Annotated in this window: 19 protein-coding genes and 1 pseudogene; 14 read left to right on the top strand and 6 right to left on the bottom strand. The window is 71.3% G+C overall.

The window, feature by feature from the left end; all coding sequences use genetic code 11:
- Positions 1-6: 6 nt before the first annotated feature.
- The 3 genes from HUN08_RS12235 to dapC all read left to right on the top strand — a co-directional run bounded on the left by HUN08_RS12235 (position 7) and on the right by dapC (position 4164).
- Complete coding sequence (locus HUN08_RS12235; protein WP_301546707.1) at positions 7-2589, top strand: bifunctional FO biosynthesis protein CofGH; 2583 nt, start codon at positions 7-9, stop codon at positions 2587-2589.
- 112 nt (positions 2590-2701) lie between these two features.
- Positions 2702-3031: a ferredoxin gene (fdxA, locus tag HUN08_RS12230; protein WP_124247205.1), complete on the top strand. Its 330-nt coding sequence runs from the start codon at positions 2702-2704 to the stop codon at positions 3029-3031.
- Positions 3032-3036: 5 nt separating this feature from the next.
- The gene (gene dapC / locus HUN08_RS12225; RefSeq protein WP_124247206.1) at positions 3037-4164 is read left to right on the top strand and encodes a succinyldiaminopimelate transaminase; all 1128 of its coding nucleotides are present in this window, start codon (positions 3037-3039) and stop codon (positions 4162-4164) included.
- Here the strand turns inward: dapC and HUN08_RS12220 are convergent.
- Genes HUN08_RS12220 through dapD form a run of 3 tightly spaced genes read right to left on the bottom strand, consistent with a single transcriptional unit; the run spans position 4161 to position 6514 of the window.
- Complete coding sequence (locus HUN08_RS12220; RefSeq protein ID WP_124247207.1) at positions 4161-4901, bottom strand: dienelactone hydrolase family protein; 741 nt, start codon at positions 4899-4901, stop codon at positions 4161-4163. The genes dapC and HUN08_RS12220 overlap by 4 nt on opposite strands.
- Positions 4898-5536, bottom strand: coding sequence for an O-methyltransferase (locus tag HUN08_RS12215; RefSeq protein ID WP_124247208.1), 639 nt, complete (start codon positions 5534-5536; stop codon positions 4898-4900). Before HUN08_RS12215 ends, HUN08_RS12220 begins: the two co-directional genes overlap by 4 nt.
- A gap of 24 nt (positions 5537-5560) precedes the next feature.
- A complete protein-coding gene (dapD, locus tag HUN08_RS12210) occupies positions 5561-6514 on the bottom strand; it encodes a 2,3,4,5-tetrahydropyridine-2,6-dicarboxylate N-succinyltransferase (RefSeq protein ID WP_124247209.1) in 954 nt (317 codons plus the stop codon).
- Between the two features lie 41 nt (positions 6515-6555).
- Between dapD and dapE the strand changes: the two genes are divergently transcribed.
- The 11 genes and pseudogenes from dapE to glgC all read left to right on the top strand — a co-directional run bounded on the left by dapE (position 6556) and on the right by glgC (position 15244).
- On the top strand, positions 6556-7656 hold the full coding sequence (dapE, locus tag HUN08_RS12205; protein WP_124247210.1) for a succinyl-diaminopimelate desuccinylase: 1101 nt from the start codon (positions 6556-6558) through the stop codon (positions 7654-7656).
- On the top strand, positions 7653-8363 hold the full coding sequence (locus tag HUN08_RS12200) for a TIGR00730 family Rossman fold protein (RefSeq protein WP_124247211.1): 711 nt from the start codon (positions 7653-7655) through the stop codon (positions 8361-8363). The genes dapE and HUN08_RS12200 overlap by 4 nt, the downstream gene beginning before the upstream one ends.
- Entirely contained in the window at positions 8363-8899 is a 537-nt protein-coding gene (locus HUN08_RS12195; RefSeq protein ID WP_124247212.1) for a TIGR00730 family Rossman fold protein, read from the top strand. The genes HUN08_RS12200 and HUN08_RS12195 overlap by 1 nt, the downstream gene beginning before the upstream one ends.
- A 19-nt stretch (positions 8900-8918) precedes the next feature.
- Positions 8919-10715, top strand: a complete 1797-nt coding sequence (locus HUN08_RS12190) for a long-chain-acyl-CoA synthetase (RefSeq protein ID WP_124247213.1) — start codon at positions 8919-8921, stop codon at positions 10713-10715.
- Positions 10678-11586: a dihydropteroate synthase gene (gene folP / locus HUN08_RS12185; RefSeq protein WP_124247214.1), complete on the top strand. Its 909-nt coding sequence runs from the start codon at positions 10678-10680 to the stop codon at positions 11584-11586. Before HUN08_RS12190 ends, folP begins: the two co-directional genes overlap by 38 nt.
- Positions 11583-12515: a glucosyl-3-phosphoglycerate synthase gene (locus HUN08_RS12180; protein WP_124247215.1), complete on the top strand. Its 933-nt coding sequence runs from the start codon at positions 11583-11585 to the stop codon at positions 12513-12515. The genes folP and HUN08_RS12180 overlap by 4 nt, the downstream gene beginning before the upstream one ends.
- A gap of 4 nt (positions 12516-12519) precedes the next feature.
- Positions 12520-12834, top strand: coding sequence for a DivIVA domain-containing protein (locus tag HUN08_RS12175; RefSeq protein ID WP_301546706.1), 315 nt, complete (start codon positions 12520-12522; stop codon positions 12832-12834).
- Positions 12835-12932: 98 nt separating this feature from the next.
- Positions 12933-13100: a DUF3117 domain-containing protein gene (locus tag HUN08_RS12170; protein WP_007322703.1), complete on the top strand. Its 168-nt coding sequence runs from the start codon at positions 12933-12935 to the stop codon at positions 13098-13100.
- Positions 13097-13255, top strand: a pseudogene (locus HUN08_RS18550) (putative RNA methyltransferase); the annotation flags it as partial. The gene HUN08_RS12170 and the pseudogene HUN08_RS18550, both read left to right, overlap by 4 nt.
- Positions 13256-13288: 33 nt before the next feature.
- Positions 13289-13993 (top strand): methyltransferase domain-containing protein, encoded by a 705-nt coding sequence (locus HUN08_RS12165; RefSeq protein WP_301546705.1) that lies wholly within the window; start codon positions 13289-13291, stop codon positions 13991-13993.
- A gap of 33 nt (positions 13994-14026) precedes the next feature.
- Positions 14027-15244, top strand: a complete 1218-nt coding sequence (gene glgC, locus HUN08_RS12160; RefSeq protein ID WP_124247216.1) for a glucose-1-phosphate adenylyltransferase — start codon at positions 14027-14029, stop codon at positions 15242-15244.
- An 18-nt stretch (positions 15245-15262) separates the two neighbouring features.
- Here glgC and HUN08_RS12155 read toward each other — a convergent pair whose 3' ends face one another.
- The 3 genes from HUN08_RS12155 to cofD are packed head-to-tail and all read right to left on the bottom strand — an operon-like array spanning position 15263 to position 18185.
- Complete coding sequence (locus tag HUN08_RS12155; protein ID WP_301546704.1) at positions 15263-15811, bottom strand: NUDIX hydrolase; 549 nt, start codon at positions 15809-15811, stop codon at positions 15263-15265.
- A complete protein-coding gene (locus HUN08_RS12150) occupies positions 15808-17163 on the bottom strand; it encodes a coenzyme F420-0:L-glutamate ligase (RefSeq protein WP_124247217.1) in 1356 nt (451 codons plus the stop codon). Before HUN08_RS12150 ends, HUN08_RS12155 begins: the two co-directional genes overlap by 4 nt.
- The gene (gene cofD / locus HUN08_RS12145; RefSeq protein WP_124247218.1) at positions 17160-18185 is read right to left on the bottom strand and encodes a 2-phospho-L-lactate transferase; all 1026 of its coding nucleotides are present in this window, start codon (positions 18183-18185) and stop codon (positions 17160-17162) included. The genes HUN08_RS12150 and cofD overlap by 4 nt, the downstream gene beginning before the upstream one ends.
- Positions 18186-18207: the final 22 nt, after the last annotated feature.

The raw sequence follows: 18207 nt of genomic DNA, 5'->3' as shown, positions 1-18207 counted from the left end.
GGCAAGGTGACCGAGGAACGCCCTTCCGACGCGGCGATGCGACGAGCCCTGCGACGCGCCCGTGACGGTGCGACGCTCAACGTCGACGAGGCGGCGGTGCTGTTGGCCGCCACGGGCCCCGACCTCGACGACCTGTGTACCAGCGCCGCCCGTGTCCGCGACGCGGGTCTGGCCGACGCCGGGCGCGACGGGCAGGTCACCTATTCGCGCAAGGTCTTCATCCCGCTGACCCACCTGTGCCGCGACCGGTGCCACTACTGCACCTTCGTCACCGTGCCCGGCAAGCTCGCGGCGCAGGGCAAGGGGATGTACCTGGAGATCGACGAGGTGCTGGAGATCGCGCGGGCCGGTGCCGCGCTCGGCTGCAAGGAAGCCCTGTTCACGCTCGGCGACCGTCCCGAGGAGCGCTGGCCGCAGGCGGCCGAGTGGCTCGACGCGCGCGGTTACGACTCGACGTTGCAGTACGTGCGGGCCGCGGCGATCCGCGTCCTCGAGGAGACCGGCCTGCTGCCGCACCTGAACCCCGGCGTGATGTCGTGGGAGGAGATCTCCCGCCTCAAGCCCGTCGCGCCGTCGATGGGGATGATGCTGGAGACGACCTCGAGCAGGCTGTTCACCGAGAAGGGGCAGGCCCACTACGGCAGCCCGGACAAGGATCCGAAGGTACGGCTGCAGGTCCTCACCGATGCGGGCCGGTTGTCGGTGCCGTTCACGACGGGGATCCTCGTCGGCATCGGCGAGACCCGCGCCGAGCGCGCCGAGTCGATCATGGCGATCCGAGCCAGCCACAAGGCCTTCGGGCACATCCAGGAAGTGATCGTCCAGAACTTCCGCGCCAAGCCCGATACCGCGATGCGCGCGGTGCCCGATGCCGATCTGGCGCAGTACCGGGCGGCGATCGCGGTCACCCGGTTGCTGATGGGGCCGGCGATGCGGGTGCAGGCGCCGCCGAACCTCGTCGACGCCGACGAGTGCGCCGCGCTGATCGCGGCCGGTATCGACGACTGGGGCGGGGTGTCGCCGCTGACGCCGGATCACGTCAACCCGGAACGCCCGTGGCCCAATCTGGACGCGTTGGCCGACATCACCGCCGCCGCGGGGTTCATCCTGACCGAGCGGCTCACCGCGCAGCCGCCCTATGTGCTCGCCGGATCGCCGTGGATCGATCCGCGCGTGGTCGGCCACGTGCGGGCGCTGGCCGATCCGGCCACCGGATTGGCCGCCGCGGAGGCGATGCCGGCGGGGATGGCCTGGCAGGAGCCCGACGAGGAGTGGGATTCCTCGGGGCGCGTGGACTTGAACACCGAGATCGACGACGAGGGCAGGCGCACCGAGACCCGCAGCGACCTCGGTTCGGCATTCGGCGACTGGGAGACGGTCCGCGAACAGGTGCGGGCCCTCGCCGACGCGGAGTCGGGTGCGCCGAGCCGCCTCTCCTCGGAGGTGGCCGCCGCGCTGCGCCACGCGGAGAATGATCCGGCCGGCTGCAGCGACGACGACTACCTCGCGCTGGCCACCGCCGACGGCGACGACCTCGAAGCGATGGTCGCCCTGGCGGATTCGATCCGCGCCGACGTCGTCGGACCCGACGTCACCTACGTCGTCAACCGCAACATCAACTTCACCAACATCTGTTACACCGGTTGCCGGTTCTGTGCGTTCGCGCAGCGCAAGGGTGACGCGGATGCGTTCACGCTCTCCGCACAGGAGGTGGCCGACCGCGCCTGGGAGGCCCACGTAGCCGGGGCCACCGAGGTCTGCATGCAGGGCGGGATCGACCCGGAGCTGCCGGTCACCGGCTACGCCGATCTGGTCCGCGCGGTCAAGGCGCGCGTCCCGTCGATGCACGTCCACGCGTTCAGCCCGATGGAGGTGGTCAACGGGGCGTCGCGCGGCGGGCAGACGGTGCACGACTGGCTCGTCGCCCTGCGCGAGGCCGGACTCGACACCATCCCGGGCACCGCGGCGGAAATCCTCGACGACGAGGTGCGCTGGGTGCTGACGAAGGGCAAGCTGCCCACCGCGACCTGGATCGAGGTCATCACGACCGCGCACCGCGTGGGCCTGCGGTCGAGTTCGACGATGATGTACGGCCACGTCGACGCGCCGCGGCACTGGGTGGGGCATCTCAACACCCTGCGCGGCATCCAGGACGAGACCGGCGGGTTCACCGAATTCGTCCCGCTGCCCTTCGTCCACCAGAGTTCGCCGCTGTACCTGGCGGGTGCCGCGCGCCCCGGTCCGACGCGGCGGGACAACCGGGCGGTCCACGCGCTGGCGCGGATCATGCTGCACGGCCGGATCGACAACATCCAGACCAGCTGGGTCAAACTCGGCGTCGACGGCACCCGCGCCATGCTGCGCGGCGGCGCCAACGACCTGGGCGGCACGCTGATGGAGGAGACGATCTCGCGGATGGCGGGCTCCGAGCACGGCTCGGAGAAGACGGTCGCCGAACTCCACGCGATCGCCGACGGAATCGGCCGCCCGGCCCGGCAGCGGACCACCGAATACGGGCGCGTCGACGGCGGTCGGGGTGATCCGGGCCATGTTCGGACCAGCCTCGATTTCGCTGGCCAGCGCCCATGATTGATAATCAGTGTCTGAAGGCTTCAGTTAATCGGCGCGTCGCGGCCCAGCCCATTGCCGCGCGGCCGAGAATCGTTTCCCGGCGTCGCGCGCCGGCATCGTTAAGGAGACTGTGGTGACCTACATCATCGCCGAGCCCTGTGTGGACGTCATGGACAAGGCTTGTGTCGAAGAGTGTCCGGTGGACTGCATCTATGAGGGCGGCCGCAGCCTCTACATCCAGCCCGACGAATGCGTCGACTGCGGTGCGTGTGAGCCGGTCTGCCCGGTCGAGGCCATCTTCTACGAGGACGACGTGCCCGACGAGTGGGAGCCCTACACGGCGGCCAACGTCGACTTCTTCGACGACCTCGGCTCACCCGGCGGTGCCAGCAAGGTCGGCAAGGTCGACTACGACCCGCCGTTCGTCAAGAACCTCCCGCCGATGGGCGAGGAGGACTAAGGCCGATGGCAGCGGTCGGGCGTGAGCGCCGCCGGGTGAGCGCAGCGCTGCCCGACTTCCCGTGGGACACCATCGCCGGTGCACGGGCGACCGCCGCGGCCCATCCCGGCGGCATCGTCGACCTGTCCGTCGGCACCCCGGTCGACCCGGTCGACCCCCTCATCCGCGACGCGCTGACGGCCGCGTCGGAGTTCCCCGGGTATCCGACGACGGTGGGCACGCGCGAGTTGCGCGAGGCCGCGACCGCCGCGCTGACCCGGCGCTACGGCTCGGTCGAGTTGGCGCAGAACCAGATCCTGCCGGTCATCGGCACCAAGGAGGCCATCGCCTCGATCTGCGGGCTGCTCGGGGTGGGGGCCGGCGACACCGTCGTCATCCCGCAGGTCGCCTACCCCACCTACGAGGTGAGCGCCCTGCTCGCGGGTGCGACGGCGGTGCGGGCGGATGCCGACGGCATCGCCGAGGGCGCCGACCCGGCGCTGGTGTTCCTCAACTCCCCGTCGAACCCGACCGGCGCCGTCATGGGCGTCGAGCAGATGCGTGCCGCCGTGGGTTGGGCGCGCGAACGCGGCGCGGTGGTGGTCTCCGACGAGTGCTACCTGGGCCTGGCGTGGGAGGCCGAACCGGTCTCGGTGCTCGACCCGCGCGTCTGCGACGGTGACGTCAGCGGCCTGATCGCGGTGCATTCGCTCTCGAAGATCTCCAACCTGGCCTCGTACCGGGCCGGTTTCTTCGCCGGGGACGCCGATCTCGTCGGGGAATTGCTCGCCGTGCGCAAGCACGCGGGGCTGATGGTGCCCTTCCCGATCCAGGCGGCCATGACCGCGGCGCTGACCGACGACCGCCACGTCGACGAGCAGGCCGCCCGTTACCGGGCGCGGCGCGACGTGCTGCTGCCCGCCGTGGTCGAGGCCGGGCTGCGCGTCGACCATTCCGAGGCGGGGCTCTACCTGTGGGCCACCCGCGACGAGGATGCCCGCGTCACCCATCACTGGCTCGCGCAGCGCGGCATCCTCGCCGCTCCGGGAGATTTCTACGGCCCGGCCGGCGCCACGCACGTCCGCATCGCGCTGACCGCCTCCGACGAGCAGATCGCGCAAGCCGCCCGTCGCCTCGTCGCGCCAGCGTCCTAAGGCACCAACGCCTGGGCGAGGAGTTCGCGCAGCTCGTCGTAGTGCCGCTGTGCGCCCGTCTCCTGATACATCGGGGTGTCCGCCATCGTGTAGCCGTGCGGCGCGTCGGGGTAGACCGCCGTGGCGTGCTCGATCCCGGCCGAGGTCAGTGCCTCGTCGAAGGCGGCGATCTGCTCGGGCGAGTTGGATCGATCGTGGTCGGCGTGCCCGGCCAGCACCCGGGCGCCCACCCGCGGCAGGAGCAGATGCGGGCTGTCCGGGCCGTCGACGACGAGGCCGCCGCTGTGGAAGAGGCCGACCGCGGCGACCCGGTCGGGGAAGTCGGCGGCGGTCCGCAATGCCAGCCGGCCGCCGAAACAGTAGCCGACGGCCGCGACCGGTCCGGCGGAGGCGTGCTCGGCCAGCGTGTCCAGCCAGACGCGCGCGTCGTCGCGGACAACGGTCGGCGTGAGGGCCGCGACCCGGTCCATCACCCCCGAGGCGAAGAAGGCCTCGCGGTTGCCGGGGATCCGCAGATCCGTCTTCGGGGCCAGCTCGGCCGCGGTCCCGTCGCGCCAGAACACGTTCGGCGCGAGGACGGTGTATCCCCAGGAGGCGATGCGCTGTGCCATCGCCTCGATCTGGGGCCGCAGCCCGATGGCATCCATGTAGAGCAGCACCCCGGGGCCGGCACCGGCGAGGAAGGCTTCGGCCGTGCCGGTCGGCAGATCGATCACGACCGTGTGCCCGGCGCTCATTTGACGACCGCCACCGCGAATCCGTCCCAACCCTTGACCCCGACGGTCTGCAGCGCCGTCGCATCCAACCGCGGATCGGAGCCGAGCATCTCCAGCGCCCGCCGCGTCCCGTCGGCATCCGGTCCGTCCTCGTCGATCCGGCGCACCACGTTGTCGACGACGATGACGGCCCCCGGCCCGGTGAGCCGCAGCGCCTGCGTCAGGTAGTTCGGGTTGTTGGCCTTGTCGGCGTCGATGAAGACCAGGTCGAACGGGCCGGTGACCGAGTCCAGCAGGTCCAGGGCGGCCCCGACCCGGATGTCGACGCGGTCGATGAGACCGGCCTTGGCCAGACTGGCACCGGCGACCTCGGCATGTGCGCGCTCGTACTCCAGCGTCACGACGAGGCCGTCGGCGCCGACGGCCTTCGCCAGCCACGCGGTGCTGTAGCCGCCGAGTGTGCCGATCTCCAGGATCCGGCGCGCCCGCGCGATCCGGGCCAGCAGGTAGAGGAACTTGCCCTGTGTCGGCGAAACCGCGATGTCGGGCAGTCCGGCGTCGGCCTGCGCCCGCCGGATGAAGTCGAATCCCGTCGCATCGTCGGCGACGGTCCGCTCGAGGTAGTCGTCGGTCCGGGCCCACCGCTGTGCATCCACGGACTCGACGCTACGCCGCGATCCTCAGTCGTTCTTGTGCAGCGCGTCGTTGAGGGCGATGCCGTCGCCCTTCCACGGCACGACCTCGACGACGCCGGTGGTGCTGTTGCGCCGGAACAGGATGTTCGACTGGCCGGCCAGGTCACGGGCCTTGGCCTCCGATCCGTCCGGCCCCACGACCTTCGTGCCCGCGGTGACGTAGAGGCCCGCCTCGATGACGCAGTCGTCGCCCAGCGGGATGCCGCAGCCGGAGTTCGCGCCGAGCAGGCAGCGCCGTCCCAGCGAGATGATCTCCTTGCCGCCGCCGGAGAGGGTGCCCATCGTCGACGCGCCGCCGCCGATGTCGGAGCCCTCGCCCACGACGACGCCCGCGGAGATGCGGCCCTCGACCATCGAATCGCCCAGGGTGCCGGCGTTGAAGTTGACGAAGCCCTCGTGCATGACGGTGGTCCCCGACGCCAGGTGGGCGCCGAGGCGCACGCGGTCGGCGTCGCCGATGCGGACGCCGGCCGGGACGACGTAGTCGACCATGCGGGGGAACTTGTCGATGGAGAGGATCGTGACGTGCCCGCGGGTGCGCAGCTTGGCGCGGACCTGCTCGAAGCCCTCGACGGCGCAGGGGCCGAAGTTGGTCCACACGACGTTGGTGAGGAGGCCGAATTGGCCGTCCAGGTTGACCCCGTGCGGGGCGACGAGCCGATGGGAGAGCAGATGCAGGCGCAGGTACACGTCATGCGCGTCGGTGGGGGCGGCGGACAGGTCGGCGATGGACGTGCGGACCGCGACGGTCCGCACACCGCGCAGCTCGTCGGAGCCGACCAGGTCGGCCAGCTCGGCGGGCACGTCGTTGCCGGAGAGCACCGTCGTGCCCGTCTCGGAGGCGACGCCCAATTCGGGTGCGGGGAACCAGGTGTCCAGGACGGTGTCGGTGTCGGTGACCGTGGCGATGCCGACGGCGAATGCTCCTTGGGTGCTCACGTCGGGCAATCCTACCGGGGCGCCCGGTAGGATCGAGCGCCATGGCATTGGACTTGCGCGCCGACCCGGCGCAGCTGACCGCCGCCCTGATCGACATCCCCAGCGTGTCCCGCGACGAAGCGGCGATCGCCGATGCGGTGGAAGCGGCGCTGCGCCGGCAGACCAGCGGTTTCGAGGTGGTCCGCAACGGCAACCGCGTGCTCGCCCGCACCAGCCTCGGGCGGGAGCGGCGCGTCCTGCTGGCCGGTCACCTCGACACCGTCCCCCTCGCCGACAACCTGCCCCACCGCTGGGAGTCGCGTCCCGGGGGAGACGTCATCCACGGCTGCGGCAGCGTCGACATGAAGTCGGGCGACGCGGTGTTCCTGCACCTCGCCGCCACCCTCGAGCAGCCGCGCCACGATCTGACGCTGGTCTTCTACGACTGCGAGGAGATCGCCGCCGAGTTCAACGGTCTCGGCGTCATCGAGGAGGAACTGCCGGAGTGGCTCGAGGCCGACGTGGCCATCCTGGGCGAGCCGACCGGAGGGCTGATCGAGGCGGGCTGCCAGGGCACCCTGCGGGTGCGGGTGAGCGCGTCTGGCACCCGTTCCCACACCGCGCGGGCCTGGATGGGCCAGAACGCGATCCATCGGCTGGGCGGCCTGCTGGGCGTCCTCGCCGCCTACGAGCCGCGCCGGGTCGACATCGACGGCTGCGAATACCGGGAGGGGTTGCAGGCCGTCGCGGTGACCGGCGGGGTCGCCGGGAACGTCGTGCCCGATGCGGCGAGCGTCGACATCAACTTCCGGTTCGCACCCGACCGCAGCGCCGAGCAGGCATTGGCGCATGTGCGCGACGTGATCGCCTCGGCGCCGGGCGGCGACGAGCTGACCGTCGAGTTGACCGACAGCGCCCCCGGCGCGCTGCCCGGTCTGTCGAATCCCGCCGCCGCCGAACTGGTCGCCGCCGCCGACGGGAGGTTCCGCGCCAAGTACGGCTGGACCGACGTCTCCCGATTCGCCGCGCGGGGGATCCCCGCGGTCAACTTCGGCCCGGGCGATCCGAGCATCGCCCACATGTGCGACGAGCACGTCGCCGTCGCGGAGATCCACACCGTGCACCGAGTGCTGCGCGACTACCTGCAGGGAGAGCCGGCATGAGCGAGATCGAAACCTCCGACCGGCGGTTGCTCAACCGCCGCCCGCCGCGCAGCCAGGCCGAGGTCAACCAGACCAAACTCGACGACTCCTGGCGCGTGCTGCGCATCCAGGCCGATTTCGTCGACGGCTTCGACGCCCTGCTGCACGTCGAGGACGCGGTCACCGTCTTCGGCTCCGCGCGCACCGCGTTGGGCACCCCCGGCTACGAACTCGGCGTCGACCTGGGCCGTGCCCTCGGCGCAGCCGGGTATGCGGTGATCACCGGCGGCGGCCCGGGGAGCATGGAGTCGGTCAACCGCGGTGCGCGCCAGGCCGGCGCGTGCTCCATCGGGCTGGGGATCGAGCTACCGTTCGAGCAACACCTCAACCCGTTCATCGACATCGGCCTGAACTTCCGCTACTTCTTCGCCCGCAAGACGATGTTCGTGAAATACGCGCAGGCCTTCGTCTGCCTCCCCGGCGGATTCGGCACCCTCGACGAGCTGTTCGAGGCGTTGACCCTGGTGCAGACGCACAAGGTGACGCAGTTCCCGATCATCCTGGTGGGCCGCGAATTCTGGGCCGGACTGCACGAGTGGATCACCGACCGACTCGTCGCCGAGGGCATGGTGTCGCCGGGTGATCCCGGGCTGATCAGCGTCGTCGACACCCCGGAAGAAGTGGTCGAGATCCTGGCCGAATCCCGCGCGGCGCGGGAGGCGAAATAGTGGCCGACATCTGCGTCTACTGCGCCTCCGGGCCGGTTCCGCAGCGCTACATCGACCTCGCGGCGGACCTGGGCACGGCACTCGGCGCGGGTGGGCACACGTTGATCAGCGGCGGCGGCCACGTCTCCATGATGGGCGCGGTCGGCGCGGCGACGCGGGCCGCCGGGGGCAAGACGGTCGGCATCATCCCCGGCCACCTCGTCGAGCGGGAGGCCGCCGACCACGACAGCGACGAGCTGATCGTCACCGACACCATGCGCGAGCGCAAACGCCTCATGGAGGTGCGGGCCGACGGCTTCATCACGCTGCCCGGCGGCATCGGCACGCTCGAGGAGCTGTTCGAGACCTGGACCGGCGGCTATCTGGGCGAGCACGACAAGCCCGTCGTCCTGCTCGACGCGGATGGTTTCTACCAGCCGTTGCTCTCCTGGCTCGACGAGCTGCGCGGCGAGGGATTCGTCGCCGCGGACGCGTTGAACCGCATGCGGGTCGTCGCGACGGTGGCCGATGCTGTGACCGCCGTTACCCGACAGTAGGATGTTCGCAGACTCGACGATGAGGGGGATTTTCGTGCCCAACAGCGCAAACGCCACGACCAAGGTGAGGCTGACCGATCTGGCCAAGGGCGTGGTCGACATGGTTCCGTCGGCCCCGCTCATGCTGCGCCACGCACCCGGACTGATCCACCGGCCCGCCGATGCGCGCAAGACCATCGGCAGCGTGTTCCAACAGCACGCCGGCAAGCACCCGCAGCGGCCCTTCGTCCGCTTCGAGGGCAACACGACCACCTACGGCGAGGCCAACGCCATCGTCAACCGCTATGCCGCCCAACTCGCCGCCGACGGCGTGGTCACCGGTGACGTGGTGGCGCTGCTGGGCAAGAACTCGCCGACGCTGCTGTACCTGACGTTGGCCGCGGTCAAGCTCGGCGCCGTCGCCGGGATGATGAACTACAACCAGCAGGGCGAGGTCGCCGACCACTCCATGAAGCTGCTCGGTGCCAAGGTCATCGTGTTCGACCCGGAATGCGCCGAGTCCTTCGGGTCGATCTCGCCGGATTGCCTGCCAGCACACCGCTACGACTACACGCAGTTCGACGCCGCGTCGGCGAAGCGTCCCGCGACGAACCCGGCGGTCACCGCGACGCTGCCCGCCTCGACCAACGCGTTCTACATCTTCACCTCCGGCACGACCGGTCTGCCCAAGGCCAGCGTCATGAGCCACAACCGCTGGCTGGCCAACATGTCGGGCATCGGCGGCATGGCGGTGCGCCTGCGCCCGTCGGACACCATGTACGTCCCGCTGCCGCTGTACCACAACAACGCGCTCTCGGTGTCCCTCGGCGCGGTGCTCGCCGCCGGCGCCTGCGTCGCGATCGCCAAGCAGTTCTCCGCGTCGCGGTTCTGGGAGGACGTCATCCTCAACCGGGCCACCGCCTTCTGCTACATCGGCGAACTGTGCCGCTACCTGCTGGCCCAGCCGCCCAAGTCGACCGACCGCACCCACGGGGTGCGCCTGGCCGTCGGCAACGGGATGCGCCCGGAGATCTGGGACGAGTTCGCCCAGCGCTTCGGCATCAAGCGGATCGTCGAGTTCTACGGTGCAAGCGAACTCAACCTGGCCTTCGTCAACGTCTTCACCGTCGCCAAGACCGCCGGGTTCTGCCCGCTGCCGTTCAAGGTCGTCGAATACGACCAGGAGACCGGTGAGGCCAAGCGGGACTCCGCCGGGCGGCTGCGCGCGGTGCGCAAGGGGGAACCCGGGCTGCTCATCTCCGAGATCAGCGAGCGGGTGCCGCTCGACGGCTACACCGACAGCTCCGCGACGGAGAAGAAGATCATCCGCGACGGCTTCAAGAAGGGCGACTCCTGGTTCAACTCGGGCGACCTCGTCCGCGAAGTCGGTTGGGGCCACATCGCCTTCGTCGACCGCCTCGGCGACACCTTCCGGTGGAAGGGTGAGAACGTCGCGACGACCGAGGTCGAGCGGGCGCTGGACACCTTCGACGGCATCGAGCAGTCGGTGGTCTACGGCGCGCAGGTACCCGGGTGCGACGGCAAGGCCGGCATGGCCGCGGTCACGCTGAGCGACGGCGCGGGGTTCGACGGCGAGAAGCTGGCCAAACACCTCTACGCGACGCTGCCGGTCTACGCGATCCCGCTGTTCGTCCGGATCATCGGCGCCGTCGAGGCCACGTCGACGTTCAAGAACCGCAAGGTCGAGCTGCGCGAGGAGGGGTTCACCGACGTCGGCGGAGACCCGCTCTACGTGCTCAAGGGCAAAGCGGACGGATTCGTCACCGCCTACGACGAATATGCCCAGGACGTGGCGCAAGCCCGTGCCCCCCGCTGATTCCACGCTCTGCGGGCGACCGGTGGCAGCCGATCGCGCCCTCGTGATGGCGATCGTCAACCGCACGCCCGACTCCTTCTACGACCGCGGCGCGAGTTTCGACGACGACGCGGCGCGGCGCCGGGTCGAACAGGTCGTCGCGGAGGGTGCCGACATCGTCGACATCGGCGGCGTGAAGGCCGGACCGGGGGAGACCGTCGACGCCGCCGCCGAGGCCGAGCGCGTCGTCGGGTTCATCGCCTGGGTGCGCGCACAGTTCCCCGACATCGTCATCAGCGTGGACACCTGGCGGGCCGCCGTCGCCGAATCGGCCTGCGACGCCGGCGCCGACCTGATCAACGACACCTGGGCCGGAGCGGACCCGGCGCTGGTGGAGGTCGCCGCCCGGCGCGGGGCGGGTCTGGTCTGCTCGCACACCGGCGGCGCCGTGCCGCGGACCCGGCCGCACCGGGTGCGCTACGGCAGCACCGCCGACGGCGTCGTCGACGCGGTGGTCGCCGATCTCGCGGCTGCCGCCGCCCGCGCGGCGGCGGCCGGGGTGCGGGCCGACGGGATCGTCGTCGACCCGACGCACGACTTCGGCAAGAACACCCATCACGGGCTGGCGCTGCTGCGCCACACCGATCGGCTCGCCGCGCTCGGCTACCCGGTGCTGATGGCCCTGAGCAACAAGGATTTCGTCGGCGAGACGCTGGGCGTCGAACTCGACGAGCGCCTCGACGGCACACTCGCCGCCACGGCGCTGGCCGCCGAGCACGGCGCCGCGATCTTCCGCGCCCACGAGGTCGCCGCCACCCGCCGCGTCGTCGACATGGTCGCGGCGATCACCGGGCGCCGCTCGCCGCGCCGCGCGGTCCGGGGGCTCGCATGACCGCGCCGCTACCGGAACTGCCCAGCGTGTGGGATCGGCCGACGTGGACGGTCGCCGAACTCGTCGAGGCAAAGGCCGGGCGCAGCGTCGCGGTCGTGCTGCCGGCGCTGAACGAATCCGACACGGTCGCCGGGGTGGTCGAATCGGTGCTGCCGCTGCTGGGCGGGCTCGTCGACGACCTGGTGGTGCTCGACTCCGGTTCCACCGACGACACCGTCGCCGTCGCGCGCGCGGCCGGTGCGCGGGTGGTCCGGCGCGAGGAGGCGCTGCCCGAGGTGCCGCCGGTGGACGGCAAGGGCGAGGTCCTGTGGCGCTCGATCGCCGCGACCACCGCCGACGTCATCGTCTTCATCGACTCCGACCTGGTGCGCCCCGACCCGATGTTCGTCCCGAAGCTGGTGGGGCCGATCCTCACCCAGCCCGAGATCGAGCTGGTGAAGGGCTACTACCGCAGGCCGTGGCGCACCGCGGCACAGCACATCGAGGACGGCGGCGGCCGCGTCACCGAACTCGTCGCCCGGCCGCTGTTGGCCGCGCTGCGACCGGAGCTGAGCCACGTCGTCCAACCGCTGGGCGGCGAATACGCCGGGACCCGCGACCTGCTCGCCTCGCTGCCCTTCGCCCCCGGATACGGGGTGGAGATCGGGCTGCTCATCGACACGCTCGAGGCGCGCGGCCCGCAGGCGATCGGTCAGGTCAACCTCGGCGTCCGGATGCACCGCCACCGGCCCCTCACCGAATTGGGCGTGATGAGCCGGCAGATCGTCGGAACGCTGTTGCGTCGGTGCGGCATCGCCGACTCGGGGGCGCCGCTGGTCCAGTTCGCGGCCGCCGCGGACGGATCCTTCGCCACCCAGGTGACCGAGACCGTCCTCGCCGACCGGCCACCGATGGACAGCCTGCGACCCCGGACGAGAGGCGAGGAGTGATCCGATGATGATGGTCATTGGCTACGCGGCGGCCCTCGGGCTCGTCGGCGGCCTGCTGTTCGCCGTCGTGTGGTTCGTGTTCGGGCGCGGCGAAGAGCTGGCCGAGGTCGACGACGACGTGACCGTCACCGAGTTGCCCCGCGCCGGCATCAGCGGGGAGGACGTCCGCCGGCTCCGCTTCGGACTGGTGTTCCGCGGCTATAAGCAGGCCGAAGTCGACTGGGCGTTGGAGAAGTTGGCCCGCGAGATCGACGAGTTGCGCGGCGTCGCGCAGGCACTGCGCGACCGTGAGCAAGGCGGGCGCGAGGGCGGGCACTAGCCGCGCCGTCGTCGGGGGTCCCCACCGGGCCGAGGCGGTGTCCACAGCGGTGACCAGCTATGATAGAGCGAATCGAAAACTCGGAGGGAGTTGCAACGATGGCGGCTATGAAGCCACGCACCGGAGATGGCCCGATGGAAGCAGCCAAGGAGGGCCGCGGGATCGTGGTGCGCATCCCGATCGAGGGTGGCGGACGCCTCGTGGTAGAGCTGACGGCCGAAGAGGCCGCCGCGCTCGGCGAAGAACTGCGCGGGGTCGCCGGCTGACGCCAGCACCCGCAGGGGGAGTCCGGGGCGGCGCGCTCGGTCCGGTTCTGGGCGCCCTGCGCTGCCCGGTCTGCGGTTCGCCGCTGCACCGGGCGCTCCCCACCACACTGGGATGCCCGTCCGGGCACCGGTTCGACATCGCCCGTCAGGGCTACGTTTCACTGCTGCGCGGCGGCGGTGGCGGCGGCTTGTCGTCGGATACCGCGGCGATGATCGCCGCCCGCCGCGACGCGCTCGACTCGCCGCCGTATCGCGCGCTGCGCGACGCCGTCGCACGGACCGTCGCCGACGGCTTGCCGGCGACGTCGGCGCACCCGCTCCTCGTCGACGCCGGGTGCGGCACCGGCCAATACCTCGCCTCATGTCTCGACGCGCGCGACGACGCGCTGGGCCTGGGCCTGGATCTCTCGAAATACGCCGCCCGCGCGACCGCCGGGGCACACCGGCGCGCGGCCGCCGTCGTCGCGGATCTGTGGCAGCCGTGGCCGGTCGCCGACGGCAGCGCGGCCGCGGTCGTCTCGGTGTTCGCGCCCCGCGGCTTCGACGAGGTGCGCCGGGTGTTGGAACCCGGTGGATTCTTGGTCGTCGTCACGCCGCGCCCCGAGCACCTCGGGGAGTTGGTCGAGCCGATGGGGATGGTCGGCGTCGAGCCGGACAAACACGAGCGGCTCTCGGCCGGGCTGGCACGGGCCGGGTTCGCGTCGGTGCACCGCGCGGCGTTCACCAGGTGCGACGACTGGGGTGCCGCCGAGGTCGCCGACGCGGTGGCGATGGGGCCCAGCGCCTTCCACGCAGAACCGGATCGGCTGCGCGCCCGGGCGGCCGAACTGGTCGGACCGGCCGGATCGGTGGCGGTGACGCTCTCGGTGGACCTCACCGTCGCGCGGTCGTGAGCGCGGGACCGACTGCTGGGTTAGGTTTGAGGGGTGAGAGCAGCGCCGCACGTCCTTGCGATCGTCCTCGCCGGAGGCGAGGGGAAGCGCCTCTATCCGTTGACCGCCGACCGCGCCAAGCCGGCGGTGCCCTTCGGCGGCACCTACCGCCTCATCGACTTCGTGCTCTCGAACCTGGTCAACGGCGGATACGAGCGCATCTGCGTGCTGACCCAGTACAAGTCCCACTCGTTGGACCGCCACATCGCGCAGACCTGGTGGTCGAGTGGATTCCACGGCGAATACATCACGTCGGTCCCGGCGCAGCAGCGCCTGGGCAAACGCTGGTTCACCGGCAGCGCCGACGCCATCCTGCAGTCGCTCAACCTCGTGTACGACGAGAAGCCCGACTATCTCGTCGTCTTCGGCGCCGACCACGTCTACCGGATGGACCCGTCACAGATGGTGGCGGCCCATATCGAGTCGGGGGCCGGGGCGACCGTCGCCGGGATCCGGGTGCCGCGGGAGGAGGCGTCGTCGCTGGGCTGTATCGACACCGACGGCTCCGGCCGGATCACCCGATTCGTGGAGAAGCCGGCCGATCCGCCCGCCACCCCCGACGACCCGGCGGTCACCCTCGCGTCGATGGGCAACTACGTCTTCACCACCGACGCGCTCATCGAGGCGCTGCGCGCCGACTCGAGCGACGAGGACTCCGACCACGACATGGGCGGCAACATCATCCCCGCGTTCGTCGCGAAGGGGGATGCCGCGGTCTACGACTTCCGCGACAACGAGGTGCCCGGCGCCACCGAGCGCGACCGCGGCTATTGGCGCGACGTGGGGACGATCGACGCCTTCTTCGACGCGCACATGGACTTCGTCTCGCCCGACCCGGCGTTCACGCTGTACAACCGCCGCTGGCCGATCCGCGGCGAGACGACGAATCTGCCGCCGGCGAAGTTCATCCTCGGCGGCTCGGTGCAGAACTCGGTGGTCGGTGCCGGGTCCATCGTCAAGGCCACGGCGGTCAGCGGCTCGGTCATCTCCACCGACGTGATCATCGAGGCCGGCGCGGTGGTGCAGAACTGCGTCGTCATGCCCGGGGCCCGCATCAACTCCGGTGCCGTGGTCCGCAACGCGATCCTGGACAAGAACGTGGTGATCTCCCCGGAGGCCCAGCTCGGCGTCGACCTGGAGCGCGACCGGGAGCGCTACGCCGTGAGCCCCGGCGGCATCGTCACCATCGGCAAGGGCATCGTCGTCGAATAGGCCGCGCGAACAGCGTGCTCAGCGCAATCGGTCCCGGGCCGCCTCGACGAGGGGTGCCAGCTCCGGATTGGGCAGCTCGTCGAGCGGGAACCAGGCCAGGTCCAGCGACTCGTCGCTGAGCACCGGATCGGGTAGTGAGCCGTCCGGCGTCGCCGGTGCGACGACGAGGAAGCGCACATCGAGGTGGCGGGTGGGCACGCCGAGCGAGCAGGTGATCGGATGGGTGTGCAGGTGGACCGGTCCGGGGAGCAGCGTCAGCCCGTCGACGCCGGATTCCTCGGTCGCCTCGCGCAGCGCCGCCGCCTCGATAGAGGCGTCCTCTGGTTCGCAATGGCCGCCGAGCTGCACCCACTTGCCGATCCGCGGGTGCAGGGTGAGCAGGGCGTGCGAGGCATCGGCGTCGACCACCAGCGCCGAGGCGGTGATATGCCCGGGCTCGCAGGCGCGCAGGCAGCCGTCCGGCGCGGCGTCGAGGAAGGCGAGGTAGGTGTGTCGCATCACATCCTGCCCGTCGTCGGCCGGCTCCCAGGCGATCAGGGCCTCGCGCACCGAGGAATGGACGCTCACAGCTCCACCACCAACCCGGTCGGGTCGGCGGCCGGGCGCGGCGGCAGATTCGAGCCGTCGTCGGGGCGATCGGTGCGATAGCCGACGGCGATCGCACCCAGCGGCTCCCAGTGCCGTTGCAGGCCCAGCTGGTCGCGCACGACCTCCGGGGCGAAGATCGTCGATCCGATCCAGCAGCTGCCGATCTCGCGGGCCGACAGGGCCACCAGGAGCATGCCGACCGCGGCACCGGTGGCGACGGTGAACATCGTGTGCTCGGCGGCGTTGCGCCGCTCGTCGGGATAGGTGTGCGCACCGTCGGGCACCAGGAAGGGGATGACGACCTCGGGGGCGTCGTAGAGGATCTGGCCGCGCCGCACGCGTTTGGCGATCGACTCCGGCGTCTTCTCGTCCCCGCGCAGGTCGGCGCGCCAGGCCCGGCCCATCGCGTCGAGCAGCGCGATCCGGCGCGCGCGGTCGCGCAACCAGACGAACCGCACCGGATGCGTGTGGTGCGGCGCGGGCGCGGTGAGGGCCTCGGCGAGTGCGGCGCGCATCTCGTCGGGGTCCACATGGTCGGGGGCGAAGGTCCGCACCGACTGTCTGGTCAGCACGGCTTCGCGCCGGCCCCGGGCGATCGCGAAGTCGGTGCCGAGGCGGAACAAGTCCTCGTCGGCCGGACGCACGAGGTCCGCGGCCCGGCTGCCGTCGTCGGCGACGGACAGGCCGCGCACGATGGCGGCGGCGACGCCGTCGAGCTTGCCCTTGGCGAGGTCGGCGGCCGCGGCGATCTCGTCGGCGACGGCGATCTCGGTGACGATCAGCTCGTTGCCGTGCGCGTCGGTGCGGCCGGCGTATCCGTGGACGACGCCCAGCCCGGCGGAGCCGATCGCCACGTCGGTCTGCCCGACGCGCCAGGCGCGCCCCATCGTGTCGGTGACGAGGACGGCCACGTCCACACCCGCCGCGGCGAAGGCGGCCCGTGTCCTGGCGGCGCTGGCGTCCGGGTCCAGCGGCAGCAGCGCCAACTCGTCGGCGGCCACGTTCGACCCGTCGACGCCGGCCGCGGCCTGGATGAGGCCGTAGGCGTTCTCGGTGATCAGCGTGCGGTTCTTGCGGGCGACGACGCGCACCGACTCCTCGTCGATCAACCGGCGGCGCAGCGCGTCGCGCTCGTCGGGATCGGTGGGTGCGGCGACCAGGCGGCCCTCGGTCTTGGAGAAGACCTTCGACGTGATGACGACGACGTCCCCGTCGCGCAGCGTCGCGGCTGCCAGGATCGCCCGGGCCACGTCCATCCCCGGGCGGAACTCCGGCAGACCCGGGATCCCGACGATCTCGACGGGCCCGGGGGAGCGGTGATCGGCCGTCACGAGTCCTCCGCGGGGGTGTCGACGCCGACCAGGGCGCAGGCCGCCTGGATCATCTGCGCGGTGGCACGCGGATCGGTCATCAGCAGCGGCGCCGTGCCGACCGCGATGCCGTCGACCTCGGCGGTGTCGCCGTCGGCGATCAACCACCCGTCGAGCAGGCCGGTGCCGCTGCGGGGGCCGTAGTGCGCGGCGATGGCCTGTGCGCTGGTCTCGACGCCGATCACCGAGAGGCATTCGTCGGCCATGCCGCGCAGCGGCTTGTTGTCGATCACCGGACTGATGCCGACGACGGGCGCCGACGCCGAGCGCAGCGCGGCGCGGGCGCCTTCGAGCGAGAGGATCGCGCCGATGCTGACGACCGGGTTGCTCGGTGCGAACAGGATCACGTCGGCCTCGGCGATCGCGGTGGCGGCGTCGGCGGTCAGCTTGGCGTTCTTGTCGCCCACCTGGGCGAAGCCCGTGGTGGACACCTGGGCGCGGTAGCGCACCCACCACTCCTGGAAGTGGACCGCGCGTTGGGCGCCGTCGACGGAGTCGGGCGGGGTGATGACGACGTGGGTCTCGTGCCGCTCGTCGGAGGCGGGCAGCAGCCGCACCCCGGGGTTCCATCGCCGGCACAGGGCGGCGGTGACGTCGGTCAGCCGATAGCCCGCCTCGAGCATCTGCGTGCGGATCAGGTGGGTGGCCAGGTCGCGGTCACCGAGCCCGAACCAGTCGGGGTCGGCGCCGTAGGCGGCCAACTCCTCCTTGGCGTGCCACGTCTCGTCGCGACGGCCCCACGCCCGCTCCTCGTCGATCCCGCCGCCGAGGGTGTACATGCAGGTGTCGAGATCCGGTGTGATCCGTACCCCGTGCATCCAGGCGTCGTCGCCGACGTTCACGATCGCGGTCACGGTATGCTCGCCGGTGTCCGACGGGGGTTGGTCGGCCACGGCCGGGAACGGGGTGGCACCGAACAGTTCGCGCGCGCCGAGCAGCAGGCGGGCTCCGCCGACGCCGCCGACGAGGACAGTGATCTTCACGGGGGTCCAGCCTAGTGCGTGT

The sequence above is a fragment of the Gordonia sp. X0973 genome, from assembly GCF_013348785.1.
Lineage (GTDB): Bacteria > Actinomycetota > Actinomycetes > Mycobacteriales > Mycobacteriaceae > Gordonia.
The sequence above is the reverse complement of the archived record's forward strand: the minus strand, read 5'-3'. Positions and strand labels throughout refer to the sequence as shown.